The organism is Collinsella sp. HCP3S3_E11 (genome assembly GCF_052067375.1).
Lineage (GTDB): Bacteria > Actinomycetota > Coriobacteriia > Coriobacteriales > Coriobacteriaceae > Collinsella.
The window spans coordinates 37,458-61,351 of sequence record NZ_JBQHQI010000006.1 but is presented as its reverse complement, the minus strand read 5'-3'; the positions used below and the strand labels follow the sequence as shown (position 1 = coordinate 61,351).

Here is a 23,894-nt window from a genome sequence, read left to right as displayed (position 1 = left end):
CTTCCTAAATCGGTGAGATGGTCAATGCTTCTGCGATTTCGTTCGCCTTGATGGTTCCGTCGCTGCCGACGACTACCTGTTCGGCGAGATCACGTTTTAGGTAGACCTTCTGCCACATGTATTCCTCAACGGTGTTGGCATAGTAGGGGTAATGCGTAATTACTTTTTTCTTCTGACCTCTCCTGTGCGCACGGGAGTCAGCCTGGTCTATGACTGCCGGGTTCCATTGCGGTGAGAAGTGGAAGACGTGGTTCGCTTCGACGATGTTGAGACCTGCTCCGCCTACCTTGGGATTGACAACCAAAAGGGCCGAGCCTTTGATCGTCGAAAAATCGTCGACGATCCTCTGTCGCTCATCGGGCTTGTCTTCGCCCGTTAGCGTATAGACGCTGGTTTTCTTTCCGTACCTTGATCGCATGGCCTCGATTGCGACGAGCTTGTCCGCGAAAACGATCATCTTCTCGTTAACCGATGTAATCTCGTCGACAACGGTGTCCAGGTATTCGTATTTCAGGTCCGATACGCCTTCGTCCCTCGTTTTTGGCGCAGCAAGAGATGCGATCAGCTTGTTGATCGCTGCTAGCGCGAATCCGGACGTAGTGTATTGCTGCCTGAGTTCTTCGTAGCGCTTGGCCTCTGCCGCTTCAAGCTCTATGGGCATGGGTATCGCGATGAGGTCGGGCAGGTCGTTGGGTACGTCATCTAGTGTTCGTCTCAGTAGCAAAGGGGCGATCATGCTGCCGAGCAGGGACGCCGACTCGTCATCGTCGGAGAACCTTGAATTGAATTCGTTTTGGCTTCCAAGAAGACCCGGGATGCAGAAGTCGATGAGTGACCAGATGTCGGTCATATGGTTCTCGAACGGCGTGCCCGTTACCGCTATGCCAAGCTTGCGAGGGATGAGCTTTATTTGCTTGGACCTTTGCGACGTTGGATTCTTGATCGCCTGTGCTTCGTCCAGAACGACAATGTCCCACTCGATCTGGTCGAGCACGGTTCTGTCGTTCTTCGCCGTGTCGTAGGTTGTAATGGTGACGTTTGTTTTCTTTAGGTTTCTGAAATCGTAGGATCGAGCCTGTCCCGAATGTTTCTGTTTGGTGATTCCGTTCGAGAACTTGTCGATTTCTCGCGACCAGTTCTCCATGAGAGCGGAAGGACAGATGATGAGGATCTTGGCACTGGGGTTCTCGTTGAGCTGGTCGCAGATCACCTTGACGACTTGGATTGTCTTGCCGAGCCCCATGCCGTCGCCCAAGATCATCCCAGGGCATTGCTTTCGCATGAAGTTCAACCATGCGCTTCCGACTGCCTGGTATTCGAAGAGGCTACCCGTGAAGTGACAGACGGTTTCCTCGATGCTGTCGCATAGGCTGAGTGCCTCGGTCGAGACAAGATCTGCCGATACACGGTAGAGACACTCGAAGTAGTCCTTAGTTTCGAGCTCTTTGAGGCAGCTTATGTATTGGGAGATGGTGAGGTCAACCCCGAGTGTGACGCCGAGACTATTCAAGGTGCCTTCGATCTCTTGATATCTGTAATCGAAGGAATGCCATGTGTTCTTGATGAGTGCATGGTCTGATTTGTGCGGTAGCTCTATGGGAAATATCTTGCCCTGCAAGTTCCGGGCGTAGAGGTGGATTACCCCGAAGCTCGTAGAAGCACTTTCCTCAAGCTTTATCAGCGGCGTTAGCGGTCTTTTTGAACAACGAATCTCAATCGAGTTAAGCGGAGGTAGGTTCAACTCCACATTGCCCTGCGCGTTTTCCCAGACAAAGTCTGCGGCAACGCGCTGTGTTGCCGTATCAGACACTTTAAGTAGCAGCTCGTTTTTTGAGCAGAGCCACTCCATGATCTCCCCTCCTTATCCCGCCAGCTGGTAGTACACGTTCTCGTTGTCCATGTACAGTTCCAGCGGCTTGTTGAAGGTGGATTGGATCATGTGGATGCTCTCAACAAAGGGGGCAACGCAGCTGTCTTTCTTGCTGGCAAAGCGACCAATCTCGTCTTTAATCTGGCTGTCCTTGAACTTGTTGATGTCCTTGCTGGCATCCTTGAGCATTTCGTCTACGGGGGAGTCCTGGATTGCGGGAATACTGGCGAGCATGTCGCCGAGGAATCCGGTTACGGCGGCACCTGCACCAAGGACGCCTTGCTCGACCGTGTTGTTCATGCTCTGCTCGAGCTTTTCAGAGCACTCGGTAAAGAGTTTTCGGTATTCGAGCGACTTCTCCTCAAGCTCCTTGCTGCGTTGATTCAGGTAGGCCTGCTCGAAGTTCTTGTTCACAAGTACTTCGAGCAGCGTGCAGAACGCCACCTCGTAGAGCGCGAGTTGGTACTGGACGAGCGCGTCCTTTGCGCTGGTCGCGCGGTCGTGCACGCTGGCGCCGACTTCAATGGGTGCGGAGCTGCTTAGGCACTCCTGCGCCTTCTTGCTCCACAGCTCAATCGCCTGGTTGGCCTCGCGCTCAATGCTGGCGATGGTGTTGAGAGTGGTGCTGCAGAACGTTTGGTTATCGATGTTGTACTTGTAGCGCTGGACGAGGCCGTTGAGCGCGTTGAGATTGCCCTTGAGCTTGGATTTCTCTACGTCGATGATGAAGCCCAAAATCTGCTTTTGGGTCTCCTGGATTTCGTCGAGCTTCTTCTCGAGTCCTGCTATGGCGATTGCAATGCCGAGAGTTACCGGGTCAATGAGGGTGACGGTTGCGGTGGTGGTTGTTTGGACGGCGGAGACGGGGTTGAGCCCGACTTGTCCAAGACCTCCGACTGTCTTCTGGATCGTTGAGGTGAATCCGGCACAATCTTTAAGCGCCATGAGGGAACCTTCATATCCACGCCAATTGATGCTGTAGAGTCCCTCGGGCAGAACTTGCGTTGCGGTAGTGGTAACCGTGCGGAACGTGTCCGAAAGCGAGAGCATGGATCCGCCGAGGGCGGCGAGTGAAGCGAACGGGATAGCGTTCTTCTCGTGCTTGAGTGCCTCGTCATCGGTGACGGGTGCAATCTCAAGCTCGGAGATGAGGTTTGCAAGCTGCGTAGACTCGGACATGGCGTGCTCCTTAGTGAAGCAAAGACGTTGTTCTATGTAGACCTAGGATAGCGCTCTGTGCGGACATGAAAATGGACGTATCGGTCTGTGGCGTTGTCTGCAACGCGGGATGGCGGAAACCAGTCGCGTCGTCCAGATCGAGGTGCCCTGGACGACGCGACTGGTTTCTGATGCTGTTGGCGGCTAGCCGATGTATTTATCGACTAGCTCGGCGAGCTCCTTTTTCGCCCAGAGTTCGACTTCTTTGACATGGACTCGGTAATTTGGCTTACCGTGAGTATTTCGCAGCATGAGCACCGCCCGTTTCGCACTTTCAGTATCGATGCTCACGCCGTTTCAGTATCGGGTGCTTCGCGGTTTCCACATCACCGGGACGCTACTTCCTCGACGCGACGAGCCTGCCGTGCCACTCCGCCGGCGTGTACTGCGTGCACAGCACGGTCGAGTGAGACATGTGCCTGCGCTCGACCAGCTCGAACAGGAACCGGACAGCGACGTCGTCCACGTCCTCGGTCAGCCACTCGCCGATCGGGAGGAGCTCGTACCGAGCTGTATCGTATTTCTGGACACTTGACTTAGAGGAATGGCGTTGAGCGGCGACTATCGTTTCAGCGCCAAAAAGAAAGGAGTGTTCAGCCATGGCAGACAGGCCCCCTTACACAGCGGACAACCGCACCGAGACCGCGGACTTCGCCATCGCGTCGGAGAAGTCCATCGCCCAAGTGGCCGCCGACCTCGGCATCAATGAGAAGGCCTGGGGAGATGGGTGGCGTTCAGGAGGAAGGATCTGGCCAACCTGGCCGCGGCGGCCGCGGCCAAGGCAGAGGGCGACGAGATGAAGGCCGCCCGCAAGCGCATACGCGAGCTCGAGCTGGAGAACGTGATATCGGCGCCGGAGACGGCCGAGGGGCGCGGGTACGTAGCCGAGAACGCCATCTTCCGCAGCGATCGCGCAAGCCGGTACTCCTCGAAGGCGTTCGCCGACTGAGCCGAGGGAAACGGCGTGAGGCTGTCGTGCGGCCGCACCGGCAGCTGCCACGGCAACGCGGTCGCGGAGTCGTTTTTCTCTTCGTTAAAAAATGAGATGTGCTGCCAGCAGAAGTTCGCCACGTGCGCCGACGCGAAGCATGCCGCAATCGACTGCATCGAACGCTACTGCAACCGGTTCAGGCCGCACTCGACCATCGATGGCCAGGTTCCGGCCAAGAAGACGGCGTCGTTCTTCGATCGCGCGGCGAGGGTCGTCGAGTTTGATGTAGGAAGCGTGTAAAACTGGCAGCTTAGTGTCCGAAATATTGAAACAGCTCACTTAGGCAAACTCGCAGAAAAGAACGCCAGCAGCTGTCATAAACCGAATAACGGATGGACACTTTCTAAATTCAATCTAGTTGTTTCCGTCACCTCATTAGAACTAGAGGCAGACAGGGCGAGAAAGAGGAGGGCAAATGCAATTGAACATATCCCCGTTCCCGGTTTATCCAGTTACCAGGATTGCCTATCTATCAGAGTCGGTCGCATCGCAACCGCAGAAGCAGCTATAGAAGAGGAGTTAAACGACGAAGGGCATAGTCATTAATCCTAGCTTCCATGCCTCACGACAATTTTAAAGTCCACTCTGGATTATTTACATTTCGTCAAGTATTCATGCAGCTCAATGCACGTAAGGCCGGACAATCCGCCAAAAGCGCGCACGGATAAATAATGTCGAATTTGATTGCGGGACACATGCCCTTGCCTGAAAGTGACATTCCCAAATGCGTCTTAAGCGACCTGACCGTCCAAGACGCGCGACGCATGAGCCCATTGCACCGACGCGCTCGACGACCTAGGTTTTGCTACATGCACACTTGACCGCTATTGTCTCGTTCGCTGTCAATGCACACGATACAGGGCAGCAACAATGCTCATCCATTAAATGTAACTAGTTCTCGCTCTGTCATACATTTTAATAATACCCTCAATTTCCTATCTCAGGATTGCTTTATAGTGTTTTTGACTAGGCACCGCATGCAAGACCGACTCAACCAAAGCTATAATAAAATATTTAATTCGAAAGAAGACGTCTGCGGGTTTCTAGCTGCTTCAACACCGCATTGTTATCGGGAGTGGTATGGCAACGTATCGAGCCATTGATCTATTTGCTGGCATTGGTGGTATTAGGATGGGATTTGAAGAAGCCTTTGGCTCCGACATCAAAACCATCTTTGCAAGCGAATTGGATGAACCAGCACGTAAAACCTATCGTGCTAATTTCATCGACTCCTTTCAAATCGCAGGCGATATTACGCAAATCGATGCTTCTGATGTCCCCGATTTCGATATTTGCTTGGCAGGCTTTCCCTGCCAAGCTTTCAGTCTGGCAGGGAAACGAAAGGGATTTGCTGACGATTACAAAGGCAGGGCACGTGGAACTTTGTTCTTCGATACACTTCGCATTTGCACTGAGCGTGCAAACAGACCAAGCGTTATCTTCTGCGAAAACGTCAAGGGACTCCCCATCCACGATAAAGGCAGGACATTTGAGACCATTCTTGGTGCGCTAAAAGAAGAGGGATATGTCCCTTTTTATAAGATATTGAACTCTAAGGATTTTGGTGTCCCCCAAAACAGAGAGCGAATTTATATTGTTGCTTTTCGAGACGACGTCGCGCCAGATAGCTTTACTTTTCCATCTGGACTTGAGCACAAAGCCACCCTCAGCGACATTCTCGAAAACGCCCCCATTAGCCCAAAATACTATCTATCTGATGTTTACCTGGAAACACTCAGGAAGCACAGAGCGAGACATGAGGCACTTGGACACGGGTTTGGCTATGAAATTCGCAAGCTAGATGGCATCGCAGGAGCCATCGTTTGCGGAGGCATGGGTCGCGAGCGCAATCTGATTGTCGATCATCGGGAGCATTCTATGATCCCAGTGACCAGGATTAAGGGGTCAATCAATAAAGAAGACGTTAGAAAACTAACCCCTCGAGAATGGGCACGACTCCAAGGCTTTCCCGATTCATATAATTTAGTCCTAAGTGACACTCAGCTATATAAGCAATTTGGCAATTCGGTAACGGTACCCGTCATTGCCGAAATTGCCAAGAGAATTAAGGGGGTCTTAGATGGGGTGCGATAAAAAGCAAGCAGGTGAATGGCAAGCCAATAAAGGCGAATGGAGCGAGCTCTATGCCGCAATGCGCCTTATCGGCGACGGAAAGATCGCCCTTTCGTATGACACTTCAACGCAAGCGACCGATGTATGGATGGAAGTTGTAGGGGTCATTAGGAAAGAAACCAAAGACCGCATCGTCGCGTATAGCATGGATGAAAGCAATACGGATGTAATCATCGACGTTAACGGCTCTCCCGTTGCCAAGATTGCCGCCAGCGATTTTACTGTCGTCGCTGACGATCTTATGGACCAAATTCAGCACGGGAAAAGCACCTTCACAGCATCTGAAGAAGCGGTGACCTTCCTGAAGCTGGCAAAAGTCCTGAAGCTGAAGGCCGGGAGCGGCGATAAAAACGACATTTATCTAACGACGCTTGATTCGCGCACTGGCCTCAAGCGCGACCGCATCGGCTTCTCGATTAAATCGTATTTTGGCAATGACCCCACCCTATTCAACACGGCATCAGCCTCGGGATTGATCTATCAAATTAACGGCATCAATGACGATGACATGAATCGCATCAATTCATTAGTGGACAGCAAAAACCACGCAGCAGTCCAAAGTCGATGCGACGCAATCATTGAAGCGGCAAACTCCGTTGTATTTAAAGACTATGTCATCGCAAAAAAGGCAAAGGTTCGAGCTTTTAGAGACAATCTTGAGCTTCTTAATCCGCTTTTGCCTGAGGCGATCGAATGGATCCTAAGAGATCATTTTTTTCATGGAAACAAGGATGTCGACCTTCCAGCCGCAGTTAAAAGGCTTGCCCAGGCTAATCCACACCAGATTTCCCGCCCCCACTTAAAATACCAGTACATGTTTAAGGCATTTCTATACGCATCTTATTGCAGAATGACGGCCTCAACACTTTGGGACGGCAAGGGCGTTGTCAATGGTGGCTACATCGATGTTTCAAAAACTGGAAAAATAACCTGTCATTACGCTCTTGAATCCGACGAATTCAAAGACTACCTATACAATTTGGCTTATCTTGATTTCCCCAGCACAAACCCAGACCATGGTGACTATGGGTATGTGTATAAAATCAATGATGACTATTTCTTTAACCTGAATTTCCAAATCAGATTACGAAAGATTTAAATATGCCTGTTTACGTGAAGCGACCGTCAACCACAGTCGCTTCACGTTTCTTCAATCAGTAGCAGCCCTGCAATAAGGCATGGCAATTCTAGCGCTTCATACCTTTTGACTGCAATTGGATAATAAAATCATGATGATTTGCTCGACTACGGCTGAGCCATCATCATATGCCTCAGCGCACACAACAGTACCGTTCGATTTCGTTCAAAGCAAAAACGAAACCATGCATATATTCCCAAGGCAATCAGGAATAGCGTCACGAAAACCCTGGCATCGATTGAATTGTTGGCCGCCCATACAGACAGACACCCTCCGACCGTAAGTGAGATAATCATGTTGATCACGCTGGGGGCCCAACTCGTATAATGCACCCCAATCACCGCCTGTTCGACTATTTCGCATTTCTTTTCCAGGCTAATGTCCTCATATTTTCATACTTTTGCAACGTGATTCTGATTCCATGTGATTGGCGCGCCTTGCTTATCCTATTTCTGCCACCGGCTTGCTACCGGCCCACCATCCCTCGCCGCCAGCCACTAACAATGACCCCTCGCTGCACACCCAAAAACTCATCCAACATTAATCTTGGCTCAAGAATCGCTTAATCTATAACCTGCACTATAGAGTTCGACCAAGGGCGGGGCGGCGCCGCGCAACGCAGACCGCCGAACGCAACGCTCGCGCCCGGGCAGATCGCCTGGCGTCGCGCCCATCGAACGAAAGGACAGGTCATGGACGACCTCGAAAAAGTTGAAACCATTCGCACCAAGTGCAACGTGAGCTACACCGATGCCAAGGCCGCGCTCGACGCCGCCGACGGCAACGTTTTGGACGCCATCATTTGGCTCGAATCGCAGGGCAAGACCCAGACCACGTCGGCGCATGCCGCCACCGAGGCCGCGCCAGTCGATGAGCCCTCGGCCGAGATGGTCGCCGCGCAGGCAGCCTACGAAAAGTCGAGCGAAAAGACTGACTTTTCCAAGAAGATGGACAGCGTGTGGGAGTACCTCAAAAAGCTCTTCCGCCTGAGCCTGGACACCAAGTTTATCGCCACGCGCCGCGACGCCATCATCCTCAACATCCCCATCCTGATCCCCATCGTCGCCCTGTTTGCCTGGGGCGCCACGATATGGCTCATGCTGATTGGCCTATTCTTTGGCATGCGCTACCGCATCGATAGCGACGGCGACGTGCCCGGCAGCATCAACAACCTTATGAATCACGCCGCCGACGCCGCGGACGACATCAAGCAAAACCTGAACGACGACAAGTAATCGCAGACGGGGACACGCATGGCACGGATCCTGATCGTAGAGGACGAGGAGAAAATCGCCCGCTTTGTGACGCTCGAGCTGGAGCACGAGGGCTACCAGGTGGAGCACGCCGCCGACGGCCGCACCGCCGTGGACCTGGCGCTGGAGCACGACTACGATCTGATTCTGCTCGATGTGCTGTTACCGCAGCTCAACGGCATGGAGGTCCTGCGGCGTGTCCGCAAGCACAAGGATGTGCCGGTGATTATGGTCACCGCGCGCGATACCGTGATGGACAAGGTGGCCGGGCTCGATGCCGGTGCCGACGATTACCTGACCAAGCCGTTTGCGATTGAGGAGCTGTTCGCACGGATTCGCGTGGCGCTGAAGCGCGCGGAGGCCGTGAGGGCGGCTTCGGGCGTTGGCGGCGCCGGCGCTGGGGCGGGCATGGCGGGCGGCGCGGGCGGCGACGCCGCTGCGGTGCCCCTGGTCAGCGAGTCGACCAAGGCTTCCGTCGCGCCCTCCCCCGCCGCGCTCACCGTGGGCTCTGTCGTGCTCGACCCCGACCGCCGCGAAGTCGCGGTCGGCGGCTCGCCCATCGCGCTCACGGCCCGCGAGTTCGACGTTCTCGCCCTGCTTATGACACATGCCGAAACCGTGCTCACACGCGAGCGCATCGCGCACGAGGCGCTGGGCTACGAATACGTGGGCGACACCAACAACGTCGACGTGCACATCGCGCACCTGCGTGCCAAGATCGAGGACGCCGGCGGCGCCCGCATCATCCAGACCGTGCGCGGGGTGGGCTATGTCTGCCGTGCGTAACGCCGAGGCCAAGCGTGTCACCTCCATCGCCCGCGCCATCAACTGGAGCTATATATGGCGCCGCCTGATGAGCTACGTCTGGCTCGATCTGCTGCTGATGGTGATTGCGGCGGCGATCCTCGTCTATGGATACAACCAGACGCTGCCCGAAGGCGCGTTTACCTCAGGATGGATCCCCAGCGCCGCCGTTCACGGCATGTCGCTGAAGCCCGCGCGCGACTGGGACCTGACAACGCTCACCTATACCGTCGAACTTGCGCGTACCACCAAGACCTTCCCCCTCGCGCAGGACCTCGTCGCGCTATGGCCTCTCTACTTTGTCGTTGTGGGTTGGCAGGTCATCAGCGTGCTCAACATGCTCGGCGGCGCAAGGCACGTGCGTCGCACCATGGCACCGCTCAACGACTTGGCCCTGCGCGTGGACGAACTCGGCCGCATGCAACTCTCCGGCGGCAAGATGGAAACACTGGAGCAGGCCATCGAGCGTGCAAGCGTCGACTCGCCGAGCGTCACCACCGGCGACGCCGACCTGGCAAGCATCGAGGTCGCGCTCAACCGGCTGCTGCGCCAGATGCAAGAGGCCAAGCTGCAGCAGATGCGCTTTGTCAACGATGCAAGCCACGAGCTGCGCACGCCCATCGCGGTGATTCAGGGCTACGTAAACATGCTCGACCGCTGGGGCAAAGACGACCCGGACGTGCTGGCGGAATCCATCGCGTCCCTCAAGGCCGAAAGCGAGCATATGCAGGAGCTCGTGGAGCAGCTGCTGTTTTTGGCACGCGGCGATGCCGGGCGCACGGTCCTGCGGCGTGCGCATACCAACCTGGCCGCACTGGCCGGCGAGGTGTGCGAGGAATCGCAGATGATCGACGCCGCGCACACGTATCGGCTGGCTTTTGACGCTGCATTTGCCAACGATCCGCGCTGCGACGCACCTGTCGACGTGGCGCTTGTGAAGCAGGCTCTGCGCGTGATCGTGCAGAACGCCGCCAAGTATTCGAACGCGGGAACGACCGTCACGTTTGCCATAACTCCCGATACGGGCACGGGCGCGATCGACATAAGTGTTGAGGACGAGGGTATCGGCATGAACCAGGAGTCCGCAGCTCACGCGTTTGAACGGTTCTACCGCGCCGACAACGCACGCGATGCCGGCGCGCAGGGCTCGGGCCTGGGGCTTGCCATTGCTAAGTGGATTGTCGATAGCCATGGCGGCGCCATTGGCGTGACCTCGGTCGAGGGCGTCGGCAGCCGCTTTACGATTCGCCTGCCACGGTAGGAAGCCCCCTCGTGAATCGAGGTCTAATACTTTTCCCGAGAAGTGAACGAGCGTATTTGGACCCCTGAAGCATCCACATTTTTCGACGGGAAAGTCGCAGGATTCCAGCATGAAAACCGCAGGAAACGGTACCCTCAAAGTGTCGATGCTTCGGGGGTCCAATTCTGCTCGTTCACTTCTCGGGAAAAGTATTAGACCCCGATTTCATGTCCCCTCAAAAGGTCGCCCCCTCGGCATAAAAAAGGGATAGGGCAATGCGGCCCTATCCCTTTTTTCGTTATAGCAGCTTGTGCGCTACTCGCGACACAGGTGCACGGCGAAGCCGGCGAACTCGCGCTTAAAGTACACAAGCTTGGTGCCGCCGTCGGGCAGCAGCACGCGCGACTCCTCGTTGACCTCGAGTCCGTGCTCGGCAAACCACTTCTCGGCAGCATCGATGTCGTTGACGGCAAAGCCTATGTGGCCCTTGGCGCCACGACCGTTCTGCTTCATGATCTCGACCAGCGAGTCGTTAAAGTACGAAATCGGGGTCTCGCTGACGGGCAGGCCCATCATCGTCGAGAACAGCTCCGCGATCTCCAGGGCGTTTGCCGGGTCGGTGGCGTTAATGCCCACATGGGCAACGCGCATGCCAAAGAGCTCGACCGGGTCGGCGTTCTGCTCGTTCATACAGGCAGCGTCTACTGAGCCATGACGTCGAGAACGGCCTTCTCGGCAGCGACGCGGTTCATGCCGGTCATAAAGGGCACGCCGCTCACGTACGGGCAGGTGAGGCCCTCGGGGGCAACGGTGGTGGCGATCAGCAGGTCGGCGCCCTCGTCGCAAGCGTCCTTGGCCTCGGAAATGGCGCACTGCACGATCTCATACTTGCCGGCGTAACCGTTGGCGTCGAGCATGGTGGCGACCTTCTGGGCAACGAGCGTGGAAGTAGCAGCGCCAGCACCGCAAGCCAAAACGATCTTCTTCATAGGTAATGTCTCCCTTCATGGTTTACTTTAGGTAAGTGTACCGCAGCGAGCGATGGCGCTCGGCCTCGATGCACTTTTGTGCCAGTTTGCTTGCACGCTGCGTATAATACATCTAGTACGTTTTGTCATACCGCTTGTTTTACGAGCGACCGAGGAGCTCAATATGCCCGATTCCCGCACACTCTGGACCGTCGTCGTTGTCATCTGTATCGCCGTGTCGCTGCTCTTTAGCATCAAAAAACGCACCACGTTTAAACGCCTGCAGCGGCTCATGGCCGCCAAACAGTGGGACGAGTTCGATCGTTTGCTCGACGGCAAACTCACCAGCATGCTGTACCCGCGCTACAACCGCGACTACCTGCGCCTGAACTCCTATCTGCTGCGCGAGGACCACGAGCGCGCCGACGAGATGTTTGACCTGCTGCTGGGGCTCAACCTGCCCAAGATGCAGCGCGTCGATCTGGTGATCAAGGCCTTTAACTACTACGTTGGCCAGGAGGACCGCAAAAAGTCCAAGGAGCTGCTGCACGAGATCAAGGGCTTTGAGGGTGGCCAAGCCGAGGCAGTCGCGCACGAATGCCAGCTGATGTACGACACGATGATCCTCAAGCGCCACAACGACATTCCCGAGCTGGAGCGCATGCTCGAGGATGTCGGCAACGACCCGGTCAAGCGCTGCCGACTGGAGTACCTGCTGGCCCTGCAGTACCAAAACAAGGGCGACGAGGCAAAGTTCCAAGAGTTCCTCGAGAAGTCGGGCCAACACTCGATGGCCGTCAACGCGTAACGGACGGCTTGTGCTAGACTTCTAATCTTACGGGGGCGTGGCGGAATTGGCATACGCAGGAGACTTAAAATCTCTCGCCGCAAGGATTGTGGGTTCGAGTCCCACCGCCCCTACCACGTATTGTTTACGAGCCCGTGTCCCTTTGGAATGCGGGCTCGCTTCTTTTGAACGCCGATGGGGCTCGAACCCGCGAGGGGGCGAGCGTCAAGCGGACGCGCAGCGTCCGCAGCGAGCCGGCGAGGGCGCCGGCTGCCCCGCACTTCTGAAAAGTAGCTCATTTGGGACGGGGCTTTTTTAGCTACTTTTGCCACTCCACCCACCCAATGAGTTTTCTGGGACGGGGATTAAAAAATCATTGTGTACCTAATGATTTTTTAATCCCCGTCCCAGAAAACTCATTCGCAAAAAGGCTCGAGCGGGCGATACTCCCACATTTTTCGATGGGAAAACGTGGTTGTCTCGCACATTTTTCGATGGAAAAACGTAGTTGTTTCCCACATTTTCCAAGGGAAATGCGCATATGGCCTTATATCATCCTTCGCCTTGGCGAGCGCGCTCTGCGTTCGGCGCAGCCCCTCCATAAGCGGTCGTTCGTGTTCTGCGGGGTCTGTGGCGTCGGCGAAGTCGAAATGAAACGCAATGCTTTCCTGCGTCGATGCCGCTTTCGGATTGTCGTTCATGTTCGCCCCCCTCGCCATCAGCCGACTTGTCTGGTTAGGGGCGGTTTTGCACCATGCGACAGCCCCATACATCTGCCTTATCCGAGAGTCCAGCAGTCAGAAGGGGAGCCTTTTGCGGCGCGGGATCAACGCAGGTCATCGCAACGCCAAAGCCCGATGTCATTCTGAAAACTCGATGCGCTTGTCGCACACTTCAAGCGCTGCAGGACGATGGGTTACCGCGATAACGGTCTTGTCCGTCAAAGCGCTCAGGTTCTGCAGAACGCGCCGTTCCGTATCGGGGTCTAGCGAACAGGTCGCCTCGTCCAATAGGAGCACGGGCCTATTGCTGAAAACCGCACGGGCTATGGCCAGGCGCTGAACCTGCCCCTCCGATAAGCCGCCACCGCTTTCGCCCAACTGCGAATCAAGCCCCTCGGGCATCTCCCGCACAAAATCGGCGCATGCGATACGCAACGCATCCCACATGCGCAAATCGCAGGAGGCTCCTTCCGTATCGCCGAAGGCGACCGCTTCGCGCACCGTACCGCCCATAAGGTGGTTACCCTGGGGCACATAAGAGAAAAGGGAACGCCAGCGCGCCGTCAGAGGCTGGCGGGACCCGTCCGCAAGCAGCACGCAGCACTCACCCGTTTCGCAAGGGCAAAACGCCATCATCGCCTTCAGCGTGGTTGACTTTCCGCAGCCGCTCGGACCGGTGAACGCAACGAACTCGCCTCGCCCGATGTTCATGTCGGGGCAACGAATCGCCCGCGGGCCGCAGGCGTCGGCGACATTGGACGTCTCGGAGCCGTATCGGCATGACACCCCACGCAGCTCCAGGCCGGCAAAACCCGTCGCGTCCGCTGCGGGTCCCTCCTCCGAATCGGCAACGCCATCATAAGGCAGCGCTTCGGCATCCATCAGACGCTCGGCACTGGCCGTCATAGCGAAATACCGCGGAATGCAACCCGAGATGTTAGCCAACGGGCCCTGTACCTGACCGACAAGCTGCAACGCCGCCACGAACGTACCGTAGCTCACCGAGCCTCCGAGGATCCCGTATGCACAATAGGCGGCAGCCACCAGATACGCGCCGCTCATGGCCAATCCAAATACGATGTTGCACAAATTGGAGAATCGAATACGCCGCATGCATGCAGCCCGATAGTCTTCCAACAGCGCAGCAGCGCCGCGCTCGGCGAAATCTTCCCTCTGGAAGCTTTTCACGACAAGCAGGCTGTTAAGGCACTCGATAAGATGGGAACGTGCGCATCCATCGGTTTCGCGGATGCACTTGTGAAGGCGTTTGAGCACGCGACGAAAGCCCAACGTGAACCCAGCGAGCACGATTCCCGCGGGAATGAGCATCCAAGCGATTTGAGGGACCATGACAACAAGCAGCGCAAGCGCTCCGACAAGCCGGGCAAGCATACCCGCCGCAGAAGGCACAACCGTAGTGGCGTTGGATGCCACGATACGCGCATCATCGGTCAGGCGGCTCATCAATTCGCCGGTGTGGACAGCCTGCACGCTGGAAAGCTCGGCATGCAACACTTTGTCGAGGAATCTTAGCCTAAGGATATTCTGGAACATCGTGCGCGCACGTTCCTGCAGAAAGCGATACAGAGCCTGCAGCGCGATCAACGCAGCCGAAACGGCCGCGAACACGACAACGCTGAGGCGAAGCGCATCAGAAGCGCCGCCAACCGCAGCATTGACCAGGTCGCGCATCACCCATGCGGTGTAGACGCCGCCACCGGCGATGACCACTTCAAGTCCGACAAGGGCGGCAACCATCCAGAGTCGGCTCCCTAAAACGCGAATCATCCAGGGAACGGCATGCAGCTTGGAACCGGAATCCACGAGACTGGCCTCCTTGCGGGAAACACGATGTGAAGGGAGCCCCGATCCCGCAGTCGAAGCGCCCTTCGCGATTAAGGACACAGGGTCGGGCGCCGCGCAGCAAGGGGCACTTTGCCGTTTGCCCCTCCGAATCGGCGCATCTCTACCGCCCGAGAGGCGTAGCCTACTCCGAGGCGATCCCCGCCTTCACAAGCGCCTGCAGGAAGGTGTCGACATCGGCGGCCGCGCGCGGCTCGTCCACATCGTACGATTCGACCACGCGCGCAACGATCTGGTCGCGTGACAAGCCCTCCTCGATACCGCGCCATACGATCGCGGCGGTGTCGTTAAGCTTCACGATGCCGCTGAACTCCGCAGCCGCCGCCCCCGTTGCGACGGCAACCCATTGACCGCCTACTTCCTGGATAACGAAGCCTTTCTTGATGTTCATGGCTAACTCCCTTCATGCCGTTTCCCTATTGCTTGCGAACAACCTTTGCATATGACTGCCCGGTCATGGCCTCGAACGAGGTTTTGACAGCGGTTTCCGATATATCGCACCCCATTGCCCACACAGGCACTTCGGCGAGCACCCGATCGATGCATCTCAAGACCGTCAATGCGCCAATAGGGCTTTTGCGCGGTATATAGCATTGCCTTACGATGGTTTCCGAGGCATCTGCTGGAGCCAAGCGCTCGATGGAGCAAGTTGGTGCCTGGCGAAGCACGCAGATGCCCGCAAGCGGGGCGTGCCCGTTATAGCCCCAACCCTCCTTGCCCGTCCACGGACATCCGTAGACCATGGGTTCCCCACACTCGGGGACGTATAGGAACGGCTTGTCCCCGCAGAGAATCTTCGCCCCCTGGTCGCCAAGGTATCGCATCCATAGCCGTGCGTGCGTTGACTTGCCGGTGCCGCTGCGTGCGGTGAAGGCGAATGCGCGTCCTTCGTACTCGACCACACAAGAATGGAACACCACGCGGCGCAACGGAGCAACCTTCTCGGCGATCAGCCGATGCACGGTGCAAAGCTCAACGTAGGGATCGGGGTATTCTGGGGCCATCGCCCTATCGAATGCCAGATCGTCATCGCTAGCCCTTACGGTAAACAAGGGCTCATCGTCCGCGTGCTCCTCTAGATACGGCTCGCCAACCTGTTCGAGCAAGCCGAAACGAGAAGCCACCTGCACCGGAACGCCCGCGAGCCTAAACCTCAAAAGACGCTCGCTACCTTCGCTTTGCGTCATGACCTACCCCTTCCTCGCTTCCGCTGATTCCAACGTCTTGATAGTCTGGGAAACGCGCGCTTGAGCGTCCGTTTTGCCCGCATGGCCAGCCGACGCCTTGTGATACGGTAGCGTTCGCCCCGGCGCAGCTTGCTTACATAAGCAAGGTAATCGGGATCGTCGACCGAGCACATCTTGCCATCGCGCACGAACGAGACCAGGACGCCGAGCACGTCTTCGAACGGGACATCGCGTTCATAGGTGACGCAATTGTCGCCAAGGATAACGTAGCCCGCGGGGCCCACCCCCACGATGCGATGCAGCACGTACCTATCAGCCGCCTGGTAATACAGCACCACATCGTTCTCGTGGAAACGCTCGCCGGTCTTCGCCGCCCTGATGGTCACAAGGTCGCGACCCTGCCGCAGCATAGGCTCCATGGACACGCCGCGCGTGCGGTACACGAGCACGCCGTCGCGGGCGAGCACTTCCTTGAATGTGCTTTTGGTTACGGGAACCGCTTCGTTATCAGCGATCATACAGCCCCATCTCCGAACCGAGGTTGCGGCGGCGGGCGGTTTCCTCCATATCGAAACGCACGCTACCCGCGATGTCCTTGCGCGTCAAAATCACGCGAACGCACCGCCCTGCTTGGTACACCCAGGCGAAAGGACGCAGCAGCGCATGCTTGCGCGCGGCTTTCCAGTTGCATACGCCGCCTCTTTGGAGATACCTGAAAAAGCCGACGGGGCCTCGGATTCCCGATAGCGCTGTAGCACCGGTCTTGCCCTTGATCTTCTTACCGAAATTACCCAGCAGCATCACATGCTCGAGCAGGTCGGCACAAACAGCGGGCTCCACCTCGGCGCACCATTCGAAGCCCTCCTCGGGAAGGCCCAGGTATATCTGGCAGAAACGCGTGAGGCACTTTGCCGTGCGCTTAACACGTTCATCGCCCAAAAGCTCGGAAAACTCCGTCCAGCCATCATGGGCGAGATATGCCTTCGCAAACAGCATCCAGTCAATCACCTGGCGGAAGCCCAAACCCCCAAGCGCCAGGTGCTTGCGCGCATGAAGCAGCAAAACGACGCCGTTGACCATGGGGGGGAACACAGGGAAGCTGTGCCCCTGCACGCAGGCTGCTTCCGTGTGTCCGAGCGCCTCCTGGAACAGGGCCTTCAAACCAGGTGTGCCCTGGGGAATGCCGTTTGGCTCCCAATGAAGCTCCAAGTGCACGCCATCCTTGTCCAACCCTACGTGGTGATCGCAAACGCCGTCGTCTTCCTTGTCCTCAAAACCTGCGGCCACCAACGCAGCGCGGGCGCGCTTAAAATCGGCAGGAGACACCATGAAGTCGATGTCGCCATAGGAGCGCAAACCCGGATCAGGATACAGCATACCCGCCGCCGCGCCTTTTAGGATGACGGTCGGGATACCCTTTGCCTCCAAAACGGAAAGCATCTCATCCTGCACGTTAAGCAAATGCCCAAACAAGGCACGACGACCTAGATCGTGGTTGAGCCAGGCGGCGGCAAGCGCGTTGTCGGCACAGGCGTCAAGCAGCCCGCCCGGCAACAACGCAAACCCGGGGATGGCCTGGGCCTGCAACTCGGCATACACAACCGAAGGCTCAAGGCCTTCCGGCAACTTCAGCGACCCGTCTTCGGAGAACGCCGAACGAATGATTTGGCAAACGGTACTTTCAAGCAATGTCGTCGTCTTTCCGATCTGTTCAGATAGCCCGCAATGGCAGCGGGGATTCCCATGGTAACCGCCCCGTCAGCATATCGGAACAACCCATAGCCGGCATATTACTCCCATCTGGTGGGGATGGTACTGGCAAGCGCAACGGAATATGCCACATGGCCCCAGGCGGAAAGTTATCGTTCACGAATCCGATAAATGCTATCATAGCATAGCATATTTAGAGATTTCCGCATGTCAGACCCCTTGTTGACTGCCAGTCATCATAGAATTAGACTGAAAATCGCATTGCAAAATTACAGGAGGAAAGGAGGCCTGCAAATGTCTGAGAATCAGTACGATGCGCCTGCTATGGAGGTCGTGGAATTCGGTAAGGACGATGCCATCTGCACCGTATTAACCTCTGGCTTTGGCTATGAGGAGGAGGAGGGGCTTTAATATGAGAAAGCCATTGTCAATAGGCGTGTTTGTTCGGGCCCGGTTTTAAACCGGGCTTTTTCGTTTCCCGTCGGGAGGGCCCGCGCACGCTGCGCGTTTAGTCGACGCTTGCCTGGCAAGCTAATATCCGCGGGCTCTTGCGGGCGCGCTGCCGGCGGTCAGCCCGGTGTGTCCGCGCACCCCACCGCATTTCGATTCTCCGTCCGGCGCGCTCGTCCGAAACCAGTCTTGTTCACGGGCGCGGCCCTTGCCTTGGGCTGCCCAAAAAAGGGTCGTGAACGCGCGCCGGCGATGCGTCGAGGCGCGGGCCCTCCCGGCGGGAGGCTTGTTGTCCGACGGGGTCAGCCGAGGGTCCCCTCCGCCCGGCGCCCGATCTCCCAGACCCAGCAGGCGAGCTCGCGCGCGACGGCGGCGTTTGCCTTGCACGGGCTCTTGCCCGCCGCCGCCAGCGCCTCGCGGCGGCGGCAGAGCCTGGCGGTGCAGTCGTCGGCGCGCGCCCGGATCGCCGCGGGGACGTCCGCGCCGGGCGCCGGGGCCTTCGGGCGGGGCGTGCACGTCAGGTAGTGCCACGCCGACTCCACCAGCGCCGTCCTGGCGAGCCGGTTGCCCGTCTTGGTTATCCCGCCGCGCCGCTCGGTCTCGCCGCTCGAGCGCTCCGACGGGACCAGCCCGCACCAGCTCGCGAAGGCCGGGGCCGTCCTGAACCTCGTGAAGGAGCCCGCCTCGGCCGCGAGCCTGAAGGCCGTCAGGGTGTCGATTCCCTTGATGCAGGAGAGCGCCTCGACGGCCGGGCGCCACCGGTCGGTCCGGGCGAGGGCGAGCACCTTCTTCTCGAGCTGCCGGCGGTCCGACTCCGCGCACCTCGCGGCCGTGACGTAGTACTCGAGCACGTCGCGCTGGGGCCCCTCGAGCCTGATCCCGGATATCCACCTCCAGTGGGCGCGCGTCCAGGATCCCCTCCTCGTCCCGTCGGCGTTGCGCTCGTCCCAGACGTGGCCCAGCCTGATCAGGAACATGTTGAGGCGCTGCCTGGCGCGGCGGTACTCCGCCGTGGCGTCGTCGAGGGCGCGGTCGAGGTCCCGGGCGGCCTCGACGGCCGCATCGGGCAGCGGGACCTCCACGATGTTGTGGGTGGCGAGCATGCGGGCGATGAACTCGGCGTCGCGCCGGTCGTTCTTGCGGCGCGCGTCCGCCGCCGGCCTCTGCATCTTGGAGACGGCGGCCACGGCGCAGTCGAGGCCGAGCGCGCGCAGCTCGCGCGCCATGTGGAAGCCGGTGGGGCCGCTCTCGTAGCAGGCCCTGGGCTCCTCGAACCCGAGGGCCCACTCCGCGATCTCGGCGGCGTCCGTCCCGAAGTCACGGTGCACCACCTCGCCGGTGAAGGGGTTGAACGCCGCGGCGGCGACCGATCGCGCGTGGACGTCCAGGCCGATGGAGGTAACATGGGGCATGGGAAGCCTCCTCCCCGCAGGTGCGGTAAGGGCTACCGCACGGGCCGATACTCAAAGCCCATTGTGGCATCCCGAGCCCGCGGAAAGAAGCTGCGCCGCGGGGGAGGCGACCCAAATGGCTTTCTCATATCGTCTTGATTAAAATTGTCTGTGTAAGTCTCGCGACCCGGGATTCCGATCCCGAGGAACGGAGGCACGCAAATGCCTAAGAACCAGTACAATCCGCCTGCTATGGAAGTTGTCGAATTCGACAAGGAAGACATGGTTTGCTTTAACAGTTGGGTGGTTTTCGGTCCCGACGGAAAGCCCACCGGAAATCCTGACGATAGCGGCAATATTAGTAGCGGCGGCAGTGGCTATGACCCTTTCGACCCTAGTAACTGGTAAATAGCGTTGGGTCACCTATAGCAACAGGCGAGCCTCTCCGAGATTTCTGAACTGCATCCCAAAACTTGGACGGCTTAAATAAAGACTACGCCGCGAAGGACTGGCTCCGGAACTCCTCCGGGGTCAGTCCTTTCAGTTTAACCCGCCTTCGCCTCGTGTCCCAATGGTCGACGTACGCGGCCTGGCGGGCGGCGTGATCAGCCGAAGGGGAAGCGGGGCGCCGGGCGTCCGGATGCGTCATGCCGAAATGGCGCGAAGCACGCGGTTGACAAAACTATAGAGACACGTCCCAGAAAACTCATTCGCGGAAAGTCTCGAGTGGGCGATGCAGCTAAAAAGCCCCATCCCAAAAAGCCTACTCTTGGAAGGCGCTGAGGCTGGGGGTCCAGGCGATGGTGGGGGTCGCGCCGTCGAGAACCTCGTTGATGGTGGCGGCCATTCCGGCGAGCAGGCTGTTCTCGCTTACAGTGAGCGCGTCGTAGCCGCCGGCTCGCATGAGCTCGCGAATCACCACAGCACCAGCCAGGATCACGCCCGCACGCTTGGGTTGCACGCCTGGCAACGCGGCGATGCCCGCGACATGCAACGAGGACATGCGCTCGATAGCGGCCGAAACCTGGTCCAGCGAAAGCTCGCGCAGGTGCACAAAACTCGAATCATACGGCTCCAGCTCGTGAACGAGCGCAACGAGCGTGGTAACGGTGCCACCCACCGCGACCAGGCGCTCGGCTCGCTCAAAGTCGACAGGCAAGCTCTTAAAGTAGCCTGCAAACTGCTCGTTTGCCCACGCGCCAGCGGCGGCAAGCTCGCTGCCCGTTGGCGGCAGCGCCGAGAAAAACCGCTCCGTCACGCGGCGACAACCGATGTCCAGCGAGCGCGTTCCCTCCAGCGCAAAGACCCCACGCTCCGGCGCATAGACGCCCGTCGCGAGCTCCGTGGATCCGCCACCCGAATCGGCAACAATGATGCGCTCGCCGGCAAAGTCGTGCGCCACGCCAAAAAACGTCAGGCGCGCCTCGACCTCGCCCGGAATCACCTGCGGCTCGAGCCCCAGCTCGCGCAGGCCGTCCAGCAGCAGCGCGGCATTGGACGCATCGCGCGCGGCGCTCGTGCACGTGGTACAGATGCACGCGGCCCCAAAGGCACGGGCCTCGTCCACAAACATTCGGCACGCAGCGAGCACGCGCCCAACGGCCGCCTCGCAAAAGCGCCCCGTTGCGTCCACGCCCTCGCCCAAGTCGGTAATCTCGGTATGCTTGGACGATTCCACGATCGCCCCGTCCTCGACCTGGGCCAGCACCAGTCGCGACGACACCGTTCCCAGGTCAATCGCCGCCACCTTATATCGTTTGCAATTCGTCATTGCGGCCCCCCTCCGGGCGCTACTCGCCATTGGACACGACTGTCTGGCCCTCGACGCCGTTAAAACCAAACAGCATGTCGAGCGTCTGGATGTACCACGGCGCGTCCTTGCCGACCTCTTCGATTTCCTTGGCAACTTCGCTGGCCTTCTTGGCGTTCGACGACTTCTGGCTCGACGAGGTATCGGAATCGTCGTCCAGGCCCTGCACTTCAATCCTCTTCTCGCCGGGCATCACCAGACCCAGGTCCTCGGTCGCCGCGTCCTTAATGCCCTCCTCCGAGAGCAGCTTGTCGACGCTTTTTTGCAGGTCGTCATTATATTGCTCGCGAATCTCGACCTGCTTGGCCAAGATGTCGCTCGAGCGTTTTGCCACATACAGGTCGCGCACCGGGAAGTACAGGCTCACGAGCGCCAGGGCGACGACAATGCCAACAAACAGCCCTCGCTGGGGACCGTGGGTAAAATCATAGATTGCCTTGACCACCGCGTTATCGTTGGCGTAGTGCATAAAGTCCGAACCCGAAAGACGGCTTGAGGGACGGCGCGGCTTGTCGGACGCCTGGGTCGAAGGGCGCGACGCATGCTTGGAACGCGATGGGCGCACCGGACTGTCCGAGGAACTATTTGGCTGAGCATTGGGATGCGAAGTCGCCGGCGAGCTATACCTGGAGCGATCAGCGCCAGCATAACCAGACCCGCCAAGCTGCACCGAATGCGCACGGCGAGGTGACGGTTCGCGCGAACCGGCGGAATAGTGCCTGTTGTCGTAAATCTGATCCATGTGCGCCTTGTGCGGTTGAGGTTTGTTTGCGCTAAGTCCTTTAGTTATAGCACGCGGGCGGACCAGCCGGACGAGCCGTAGGACAAATCCATTACTCGAGCGCGCGTGGTCGCCAACGGGCAAGTCGACGGGGCGCCGCCCTTACGCCCCGCCGACCAACACCGTGTCCTACTCCCCTGCCTTTGCGGCATCCCACAGGTCGTTGAGCCCGTGGGTCGAAAGCTCGGCAAGATCAACATGGGCATCGGCCGCCATCTGCTCCATTGCGGCCCAACGGCGGCGGAACTTTGCCGTGCTGGCACGAAGGGCACTCTCGGCGTCGATGCCCTCCTTGCGCGCAACGTTGACCAGGGCAAAGAGCAGGTCGCCAAACTCCATCTCGCGCTCGGGCGAGCCGGGCTCCTCGGCCTCAAACTCGGCACGTTCCTCGGCGACCTCGTCCCACACGTCCTGGACCGTATCCCACTCAAAGCCCACGGCAGCCGCCTTGCGCGACACCTTCTGAGCCTGCATCAGCGCCGGCAGATGCGTGGGCACGCCGTCGAGCAGGCCCTCGGGCGCAGCCTCACCCGCCGCCACGGCCTGGTCCTTGGCAGCCTTCTCGGCAAGTTTGACCTCGTCCCAAATCTTGAGCACCTCATCGGAGTTGTCGGCATCCACATCGCCAAACACGTGCGGATGGCGGCGAATGAGCTTGGCGTCGATATCGCGCGCCACGTCGGCCAGCGTAAACTCGCCGGCGTCCGCCGCAATCTGTGCATGCAGCACGACTTGCATGAGCACATCGCCCAGCTCCTCGCGAAGATGGGCCGCGTCATCCGCCTCGATGCAGTCGAGCGCCTCGTAGGCCTCCTCGATCATGTTCTTGCCAATGCTCTGGTGCGTCTGCTCGCGGTCCCACGGGCAGCCGTCGGGCTGACGCAGGCGCCAGATAGTCTGTACCAGATGTTGTAACTCGGCCGATGCATCGACCAGCGTGGACAGGTCGCGCGAACCTTCGGCATTTTGCTGAGCCATGTGCTCGGCCATGGTTAGTCCTCCTCCATGATCACATGGCGGAACGCGCCGCCCTCATAGACACCATAGCTGTGCGTGCCGTCCTTGGGGATGCTCACGCTGCCGGGATTGAAGAGCCACAGACCCGGGTGCGCGGTGCTTTCCTCGTTGATCTTGACGTGCGTGTGGCCGTAGACGAGCGCGGAGCCCTCGGGCAGCGCGGGCACGTGATCGACGCTGTTGTGCATGCCGGCGCCAAAGACGTGGCCGTGCGTCAGGAACAGCTCGCGGCCGACCTCGTCGAACAGTGTGGAGTAGTCGGCCATGACGGGAAAGTCGAGAACCATCTGGTCGACCTCGGCGTCGCAGTTGCCGCGCACCGCGATAATGCGGTCGGCCAGGGCGTTGAGCAACGGAATCACGCGTTTGGGAGCATAGTCGCGCGGCAGGTCGTTGCGCGGACCGTGATAAAGCAGGTCGCCCAGCAGGACGATGCGGTCGGGCTGCTCGGCTTCGATGGCGGCGCAGAGACGCTCGGTCCAATATGCCGAGCCGTGGATGTCAGAAGCGATGAGGTATTTCATGGAGGTCCTTTCGGGGTGGGGTTGACGTGGCCGAGCG

The 23,894-nt window shown here is 58.4% G+C and carries 26 protein-coding genes and 1 tRNA gene; 10 read left to right on the top strand and 17 right to left on the bottom strand.

Annotated elements, in window-relative coordinates; genetic code table 11:
* Window positions 1-4 precede the first annotated feature (4 nt).
* From ACTM86_RS05390 to ACTM86_RS05380, 3 genes are all read right to left on the bottom strand, one after another.
* Window positions 5-1,849, bottom strand: coding sequence for a DEAD/DEAH box helicase (locus ACTM86_RS05390; protein WP_441016027.1), 1,845 nt, complete (start codon window positions 1,847-1,849; stop codon window positions 5-7).
* Window positions 1,850-1,861: 12 nt separating this feature from the next.
* On the bottom strand, window positions 1,862-3,049 hold the full coding sequence (locus ACTM86_RS05385) for a hypothetical protein (RefSeq protein ID WP_441016024.1): 1,188 nt from the start codon (window positions 3,047-3,049) through the stop codon (window positions 1,862-1,864).
* A gap of 376 nt (window positions 3,050-3,425) precedes the next feature.
* The gene (locus ACTM86_RS05380) at window positions 3,426-3,689 is read right to left on the bottom strand and encodes a hypothetical protein (RefSeq protein WP_441016022.1); all 264 of its coding nucleotides are present in this window, start codon (window positions 3,687-3,689) and stop codon (window positions 3,426-3,428) included.
* Between the two features lie 126 nt (window positions 3,690-3,815).
* Between ACTM86_RS05380 and ACTM86_RS05375 the strand changes: the two genes are divergently transcribed.
* The 7 genes from ACTM86_RS05375 to ACTM86_RS05345 all read left to right on the top strand — a co-directional run bounded on the left by ACTM86_RS05375 (window position 3,816) and on the right by ACTM86_RS05345 (window position 10,668).
* Window positions 3,816-4,037: a hypothetical protein gene (locus ACTM86_RS05375; RefSeq protein ID WP_441016019.1), complete on the top strand. Its 222-nt coding sequence runs from the start codon at window positions 3,816-3,818 to the stop codon at window positions 4,035-4,037.
* Between the two features lie 15 nt (window positions 4,038-4,052).
* Window positions 4,053-4,319: an integrase core domain-containing protein gene (locus ACTM86_RS05370; RefSeq protein ID WP_441016016.1), complete on the top strand. Its 267-nt coding sequence runs from the start codon at window positions 4,053-4,055 to the stop codon at window positions 4,317-4,319.
* A gap of 840 nt (window positions 4,320-5,159) precedes the next feature.
* Entirely contained in the window at window positions 5,160-6,173 is a 1,014-nt protein-coding gene (gene dcm / locus ACTM86_RS05365; protein WP_441016013.1) for a DNA (cytosine-5-)-methyltransferase, read from the top strand.
* Window positions 6,160-7,311, top strand: a complete 1,152-nt coding sequence (locus ACTM86_RS05360; protein ID WP_441016010.1) for an HpaII family restriction endonuclease — start codon at window positions 6,160-6,162, stop codon at window positions 7,309-7,311. The genes dcm and ACTM86_RS05360 overlap by 14 nt, the downstream gene beginning before the upstream one ends.
* 731 nt (window positions 7,312-8,042) lie before the next feature.
* Complete coding sequence (locus ACTM86_RS05355; RefSeq protein WP_154515076.1) at window positions 8,043-8,585, top strand: DUF4342 domain-containing protein; 543 nt, start codon at window positions 8,043-8,045, stop codon at window positions 8,583-8,585.
* An 18-nt stretch (window positions 8,586-8,603) separates the two neighbouring features.
* Window positions 8,604-9,389: a response regulator transcription factor gene (locus tag ACTM86_RS05350; protein WP_441016007.1), complete on the top strand. Its 786-nt coding sequence runs from the start codon at window positions 8,604-8,606 to the stop codon at window positions 9,387-9,389.
* Window positions 9,373-10,668, top strand: a complete 1,296-nt coding sequence (locus ACTM86_RS05345) for a sensor histidine kinase (protein WP_441016004.1) — start codon at window positions 9,373-9,375, stop codon at window positions 10,666-10,668. The genes ACTM86_RS05350 and ACTM86_RS05345 overlap by 17 nt, the downstream gene beginning before the upstream one ends.
* Window positions 10,669-10,962: 294 nt before the next feature.
* On the opposite strand, the gene ACTM86_RS05340 is transcribed toward ACTM86_RS05345, so the two are convergent.
* The gene (locus tag ACTM86_RS05340) at window positions 10,963-11,337 is read right to left on the bottom strand and encodes a VOC family protein (protein WP_441016001.1); all 375 of its coding nucleotides are present in this window, start codon (window positions 11,335-11,337) and stop codon (window positions 10,963-10,965) included.
* An 11-nt stretch (window positions 11,338-11,348) separates the two neighbouring features.
* Window positions 11,349-11,636: a PTS sugar transporter subunit IIB gene (locus ACTM86_RS05335; protein ID WP_055252380.1), complete on the bottom strand. Its 288-nt coding sequence runs from the start codon at window positions 11,634-11,636 to the stop codon at window positions 11,349-11,351.
* A gap of 163 nt (window positions 11,637-11,799) precedes the next feature.
* Between ACTM86_RS05335 and ACTM86_RS05330 the strand changes: the two genes are divergently transcribed.
* Both ACTM86_RS05330 and ACTM86_RS05325 read left to right on the top strand, forming a co-directional pair.
* Window positions 11,800-12,423, top strand: a complete 624-nt coding sequence (locus tag ACTM86_RS05330; protein ID WP_427718884.1) for a hypothetical protein — start codon at window positions 11,800-11,802, stop codon at window positions 12,421-12,423.
* 31 nt (window positions 12,424-12,454) lie between these two features.
* Window positions 12,455-12,539 (top strand) — tRNA-Leu (locus ACTM86_RS05325).
* 279 nt (window positions 12,540-12,818) lie between these two features.
* Here ACTM86_RS05325 and ACTM86_RS05320 read toward each other — a convergent pair.
* The 7 genes from ACTM86_RS05320 to ACTM86_RS05290 form a co-directional block, all read right to left on the bottom strand.
* Complete coding sequence (locus tag ACTM86_RS05320) at window positions 12,819-13,103, bottom strand: hypothetical protein (RefSeq protein WP_441015998.1); 285 nt, start codon at window positions 13,101-13,103, stop codon at window positions 12,819-12,821.
* Between the two features lie 159 nt (window positions 13,104-13,262).
* The gene (locus tag ACTM86_RS05315; protein ID WP_441015995.1) at window positions 13,263-14,948 is read right to left on the bottom strand and encodes an ABC transporter ATP-binding protein; all 1,686 of its coding nucleotides are present in this window, start codon (window positions 14,946-14,948) and stop codon (window positions 13,263-13,265) included.
* Between the two features lie 163 nt (window positions 14,949-15,111).
* Window positions 15,112-15,378, bottom strand: a complete 267-nt coding sequence (locus tag ACTM86_RS05310; RefSeq protein ID WP_349117025.1) for a PqqD family protein — start codon at window positions 15,376-15,378, stop codon at window positions 15,112-15,114.
* A 25-nt stretch (window positions 15,379-15,403) separates the two neighbouring features.
* Complete coding sequence (locus ACTM86_RS05305; protein ID WP_441015992.1) at window positions 15,404-16,174, bottom strand: hypothetical protein; 771 nt, start codon at window positions 16,172-16,174, stop codon at window positions 15,404-15,406.
* On the bottom strand, window positions 16,171-16,692 hold the full coding sequence (locus ACTM86_RS05300; RefSeq protein ID WP_441015989.1) for a S24/S26 family peptidase: 522 nt from the start codon (window positions 16,690-16,692) through the stop codon (window positions 16,171-16,173). The genes ACTM86_RS05305 and ACTM86_RS05300 overlap by 4 nt, the downstream gene beginning before the upstream one ends.
* Window positions 16,682-17,863, bottom strand: coding sequence for a nucleotidyltransferase domain-containing protein (locus tag ACTM86_RS05295; protein WP_441015986.1), 1,182 nt, complete (start codon window positions 17,861-17,863; stop codon window positions 16,682-16,684). Before ACTM86_RS05295 ends, ACTM86_RS05300 begins: the two co-directional genes overlap by 11 nt.
* Before the next feature lie 773 nt (window positions 17,864-18,636).
* Window positions 18,637-19,746 carry an IS110 family transposase gene (locus ACTM86_RS05290; RefSeq protein WP_441015983.1) on the bottom strand — a complete coding sequence of 370 codons (1,110 nt, stop codon included), beginning with the start codon at window positions 19,744-19,746 and terminating at the stop codon, window positions 18,637-18,639.
* A gap of 201 nt (window positions 19,747-19,947) precedes the next feature.
* On the opposite strand from ACTM86_RS05290, the gene ACTM86_RS05285 reads away from it, so the two are divergent.
* A complete protein-coding gene (locus ACTM86_RS05285) occupies window positions 19,948-20,133 on the top strand; it encodes a hypothetical protein (RefSeq protein WP_441015980.1) in 186 nt (61 codons plus the stop codon).
* Between the two features lie 85 nt (window positions 20,134-20,218).
* On the opposite strand, the gene ACTM86_RS05280 is transcribed toward ACTM86_RS05285, so the two are convergent.
* The 5 genes from ACTM86_RS05280 to yfcE form a co-directional block, all read right to left on the bottom strand.
* Window positions 20,219-20,374: an IS3 family transposase gene (locus ACTM86_RS05280; protein WP_441015977.1), complete on the bottom strand. Its 156-nt coding sequence runs from the start codon at window positions 20,372-20,374 to the stop codon at window positions 20,219-20,221.
* A 114-nt stretch (window positions 20,375-20,488) separates the two neighbouring features.
* A complete protein-coding gene (locus ACTM86_RS05275) occupies window positions 20,489-21,496 on the bottom strand; it encodes a Ppx/GppA phosphatase family protein (RefSeq protein ID WP_441015974.1) in 1,008 nt (335 codons plus the stop codon).
* 19 nt (window positions 21,497-21,515) lie between these two features.
* Window positions 21,516-22,277 (bottom strand): hypothetical protein, encoded by a 762-nt coding sequence (locus tag ACTM86_RS05270; RefSeq protein ID WP_441015971.1) that lies wholly within the window; start codon window positions 22,275-22,277, stop codon window positions 21,516-21,518.
* Between the two features lie 168 nt (window positions 22,278-22,445).
* Complete coding sequence (gene mazG, locus ACTM86_RS05265; protein ID WP_441015968.1) at window positions 22,446-23,306, bottom strand: nucleoside triphosphate pyrophosphohydrolase; 861 nt, start codon at window positions 23,304-23,306, stop codon at window positions 22,446-22,448.
* Between the two features lie 2 nt (window positions 23,307-23,308).
* Entirely contained in the window at window positions 23,309-23,857 is a 549-nt protein-coding gene (yfcE, locus tag ACTM86_RS05260; RefSeq protein WP_441015965.1) for a phosphodiesterase, read from the bottom strand.
* Window positions 23,858-23,894: the final 37 nt, after the last annotated feature.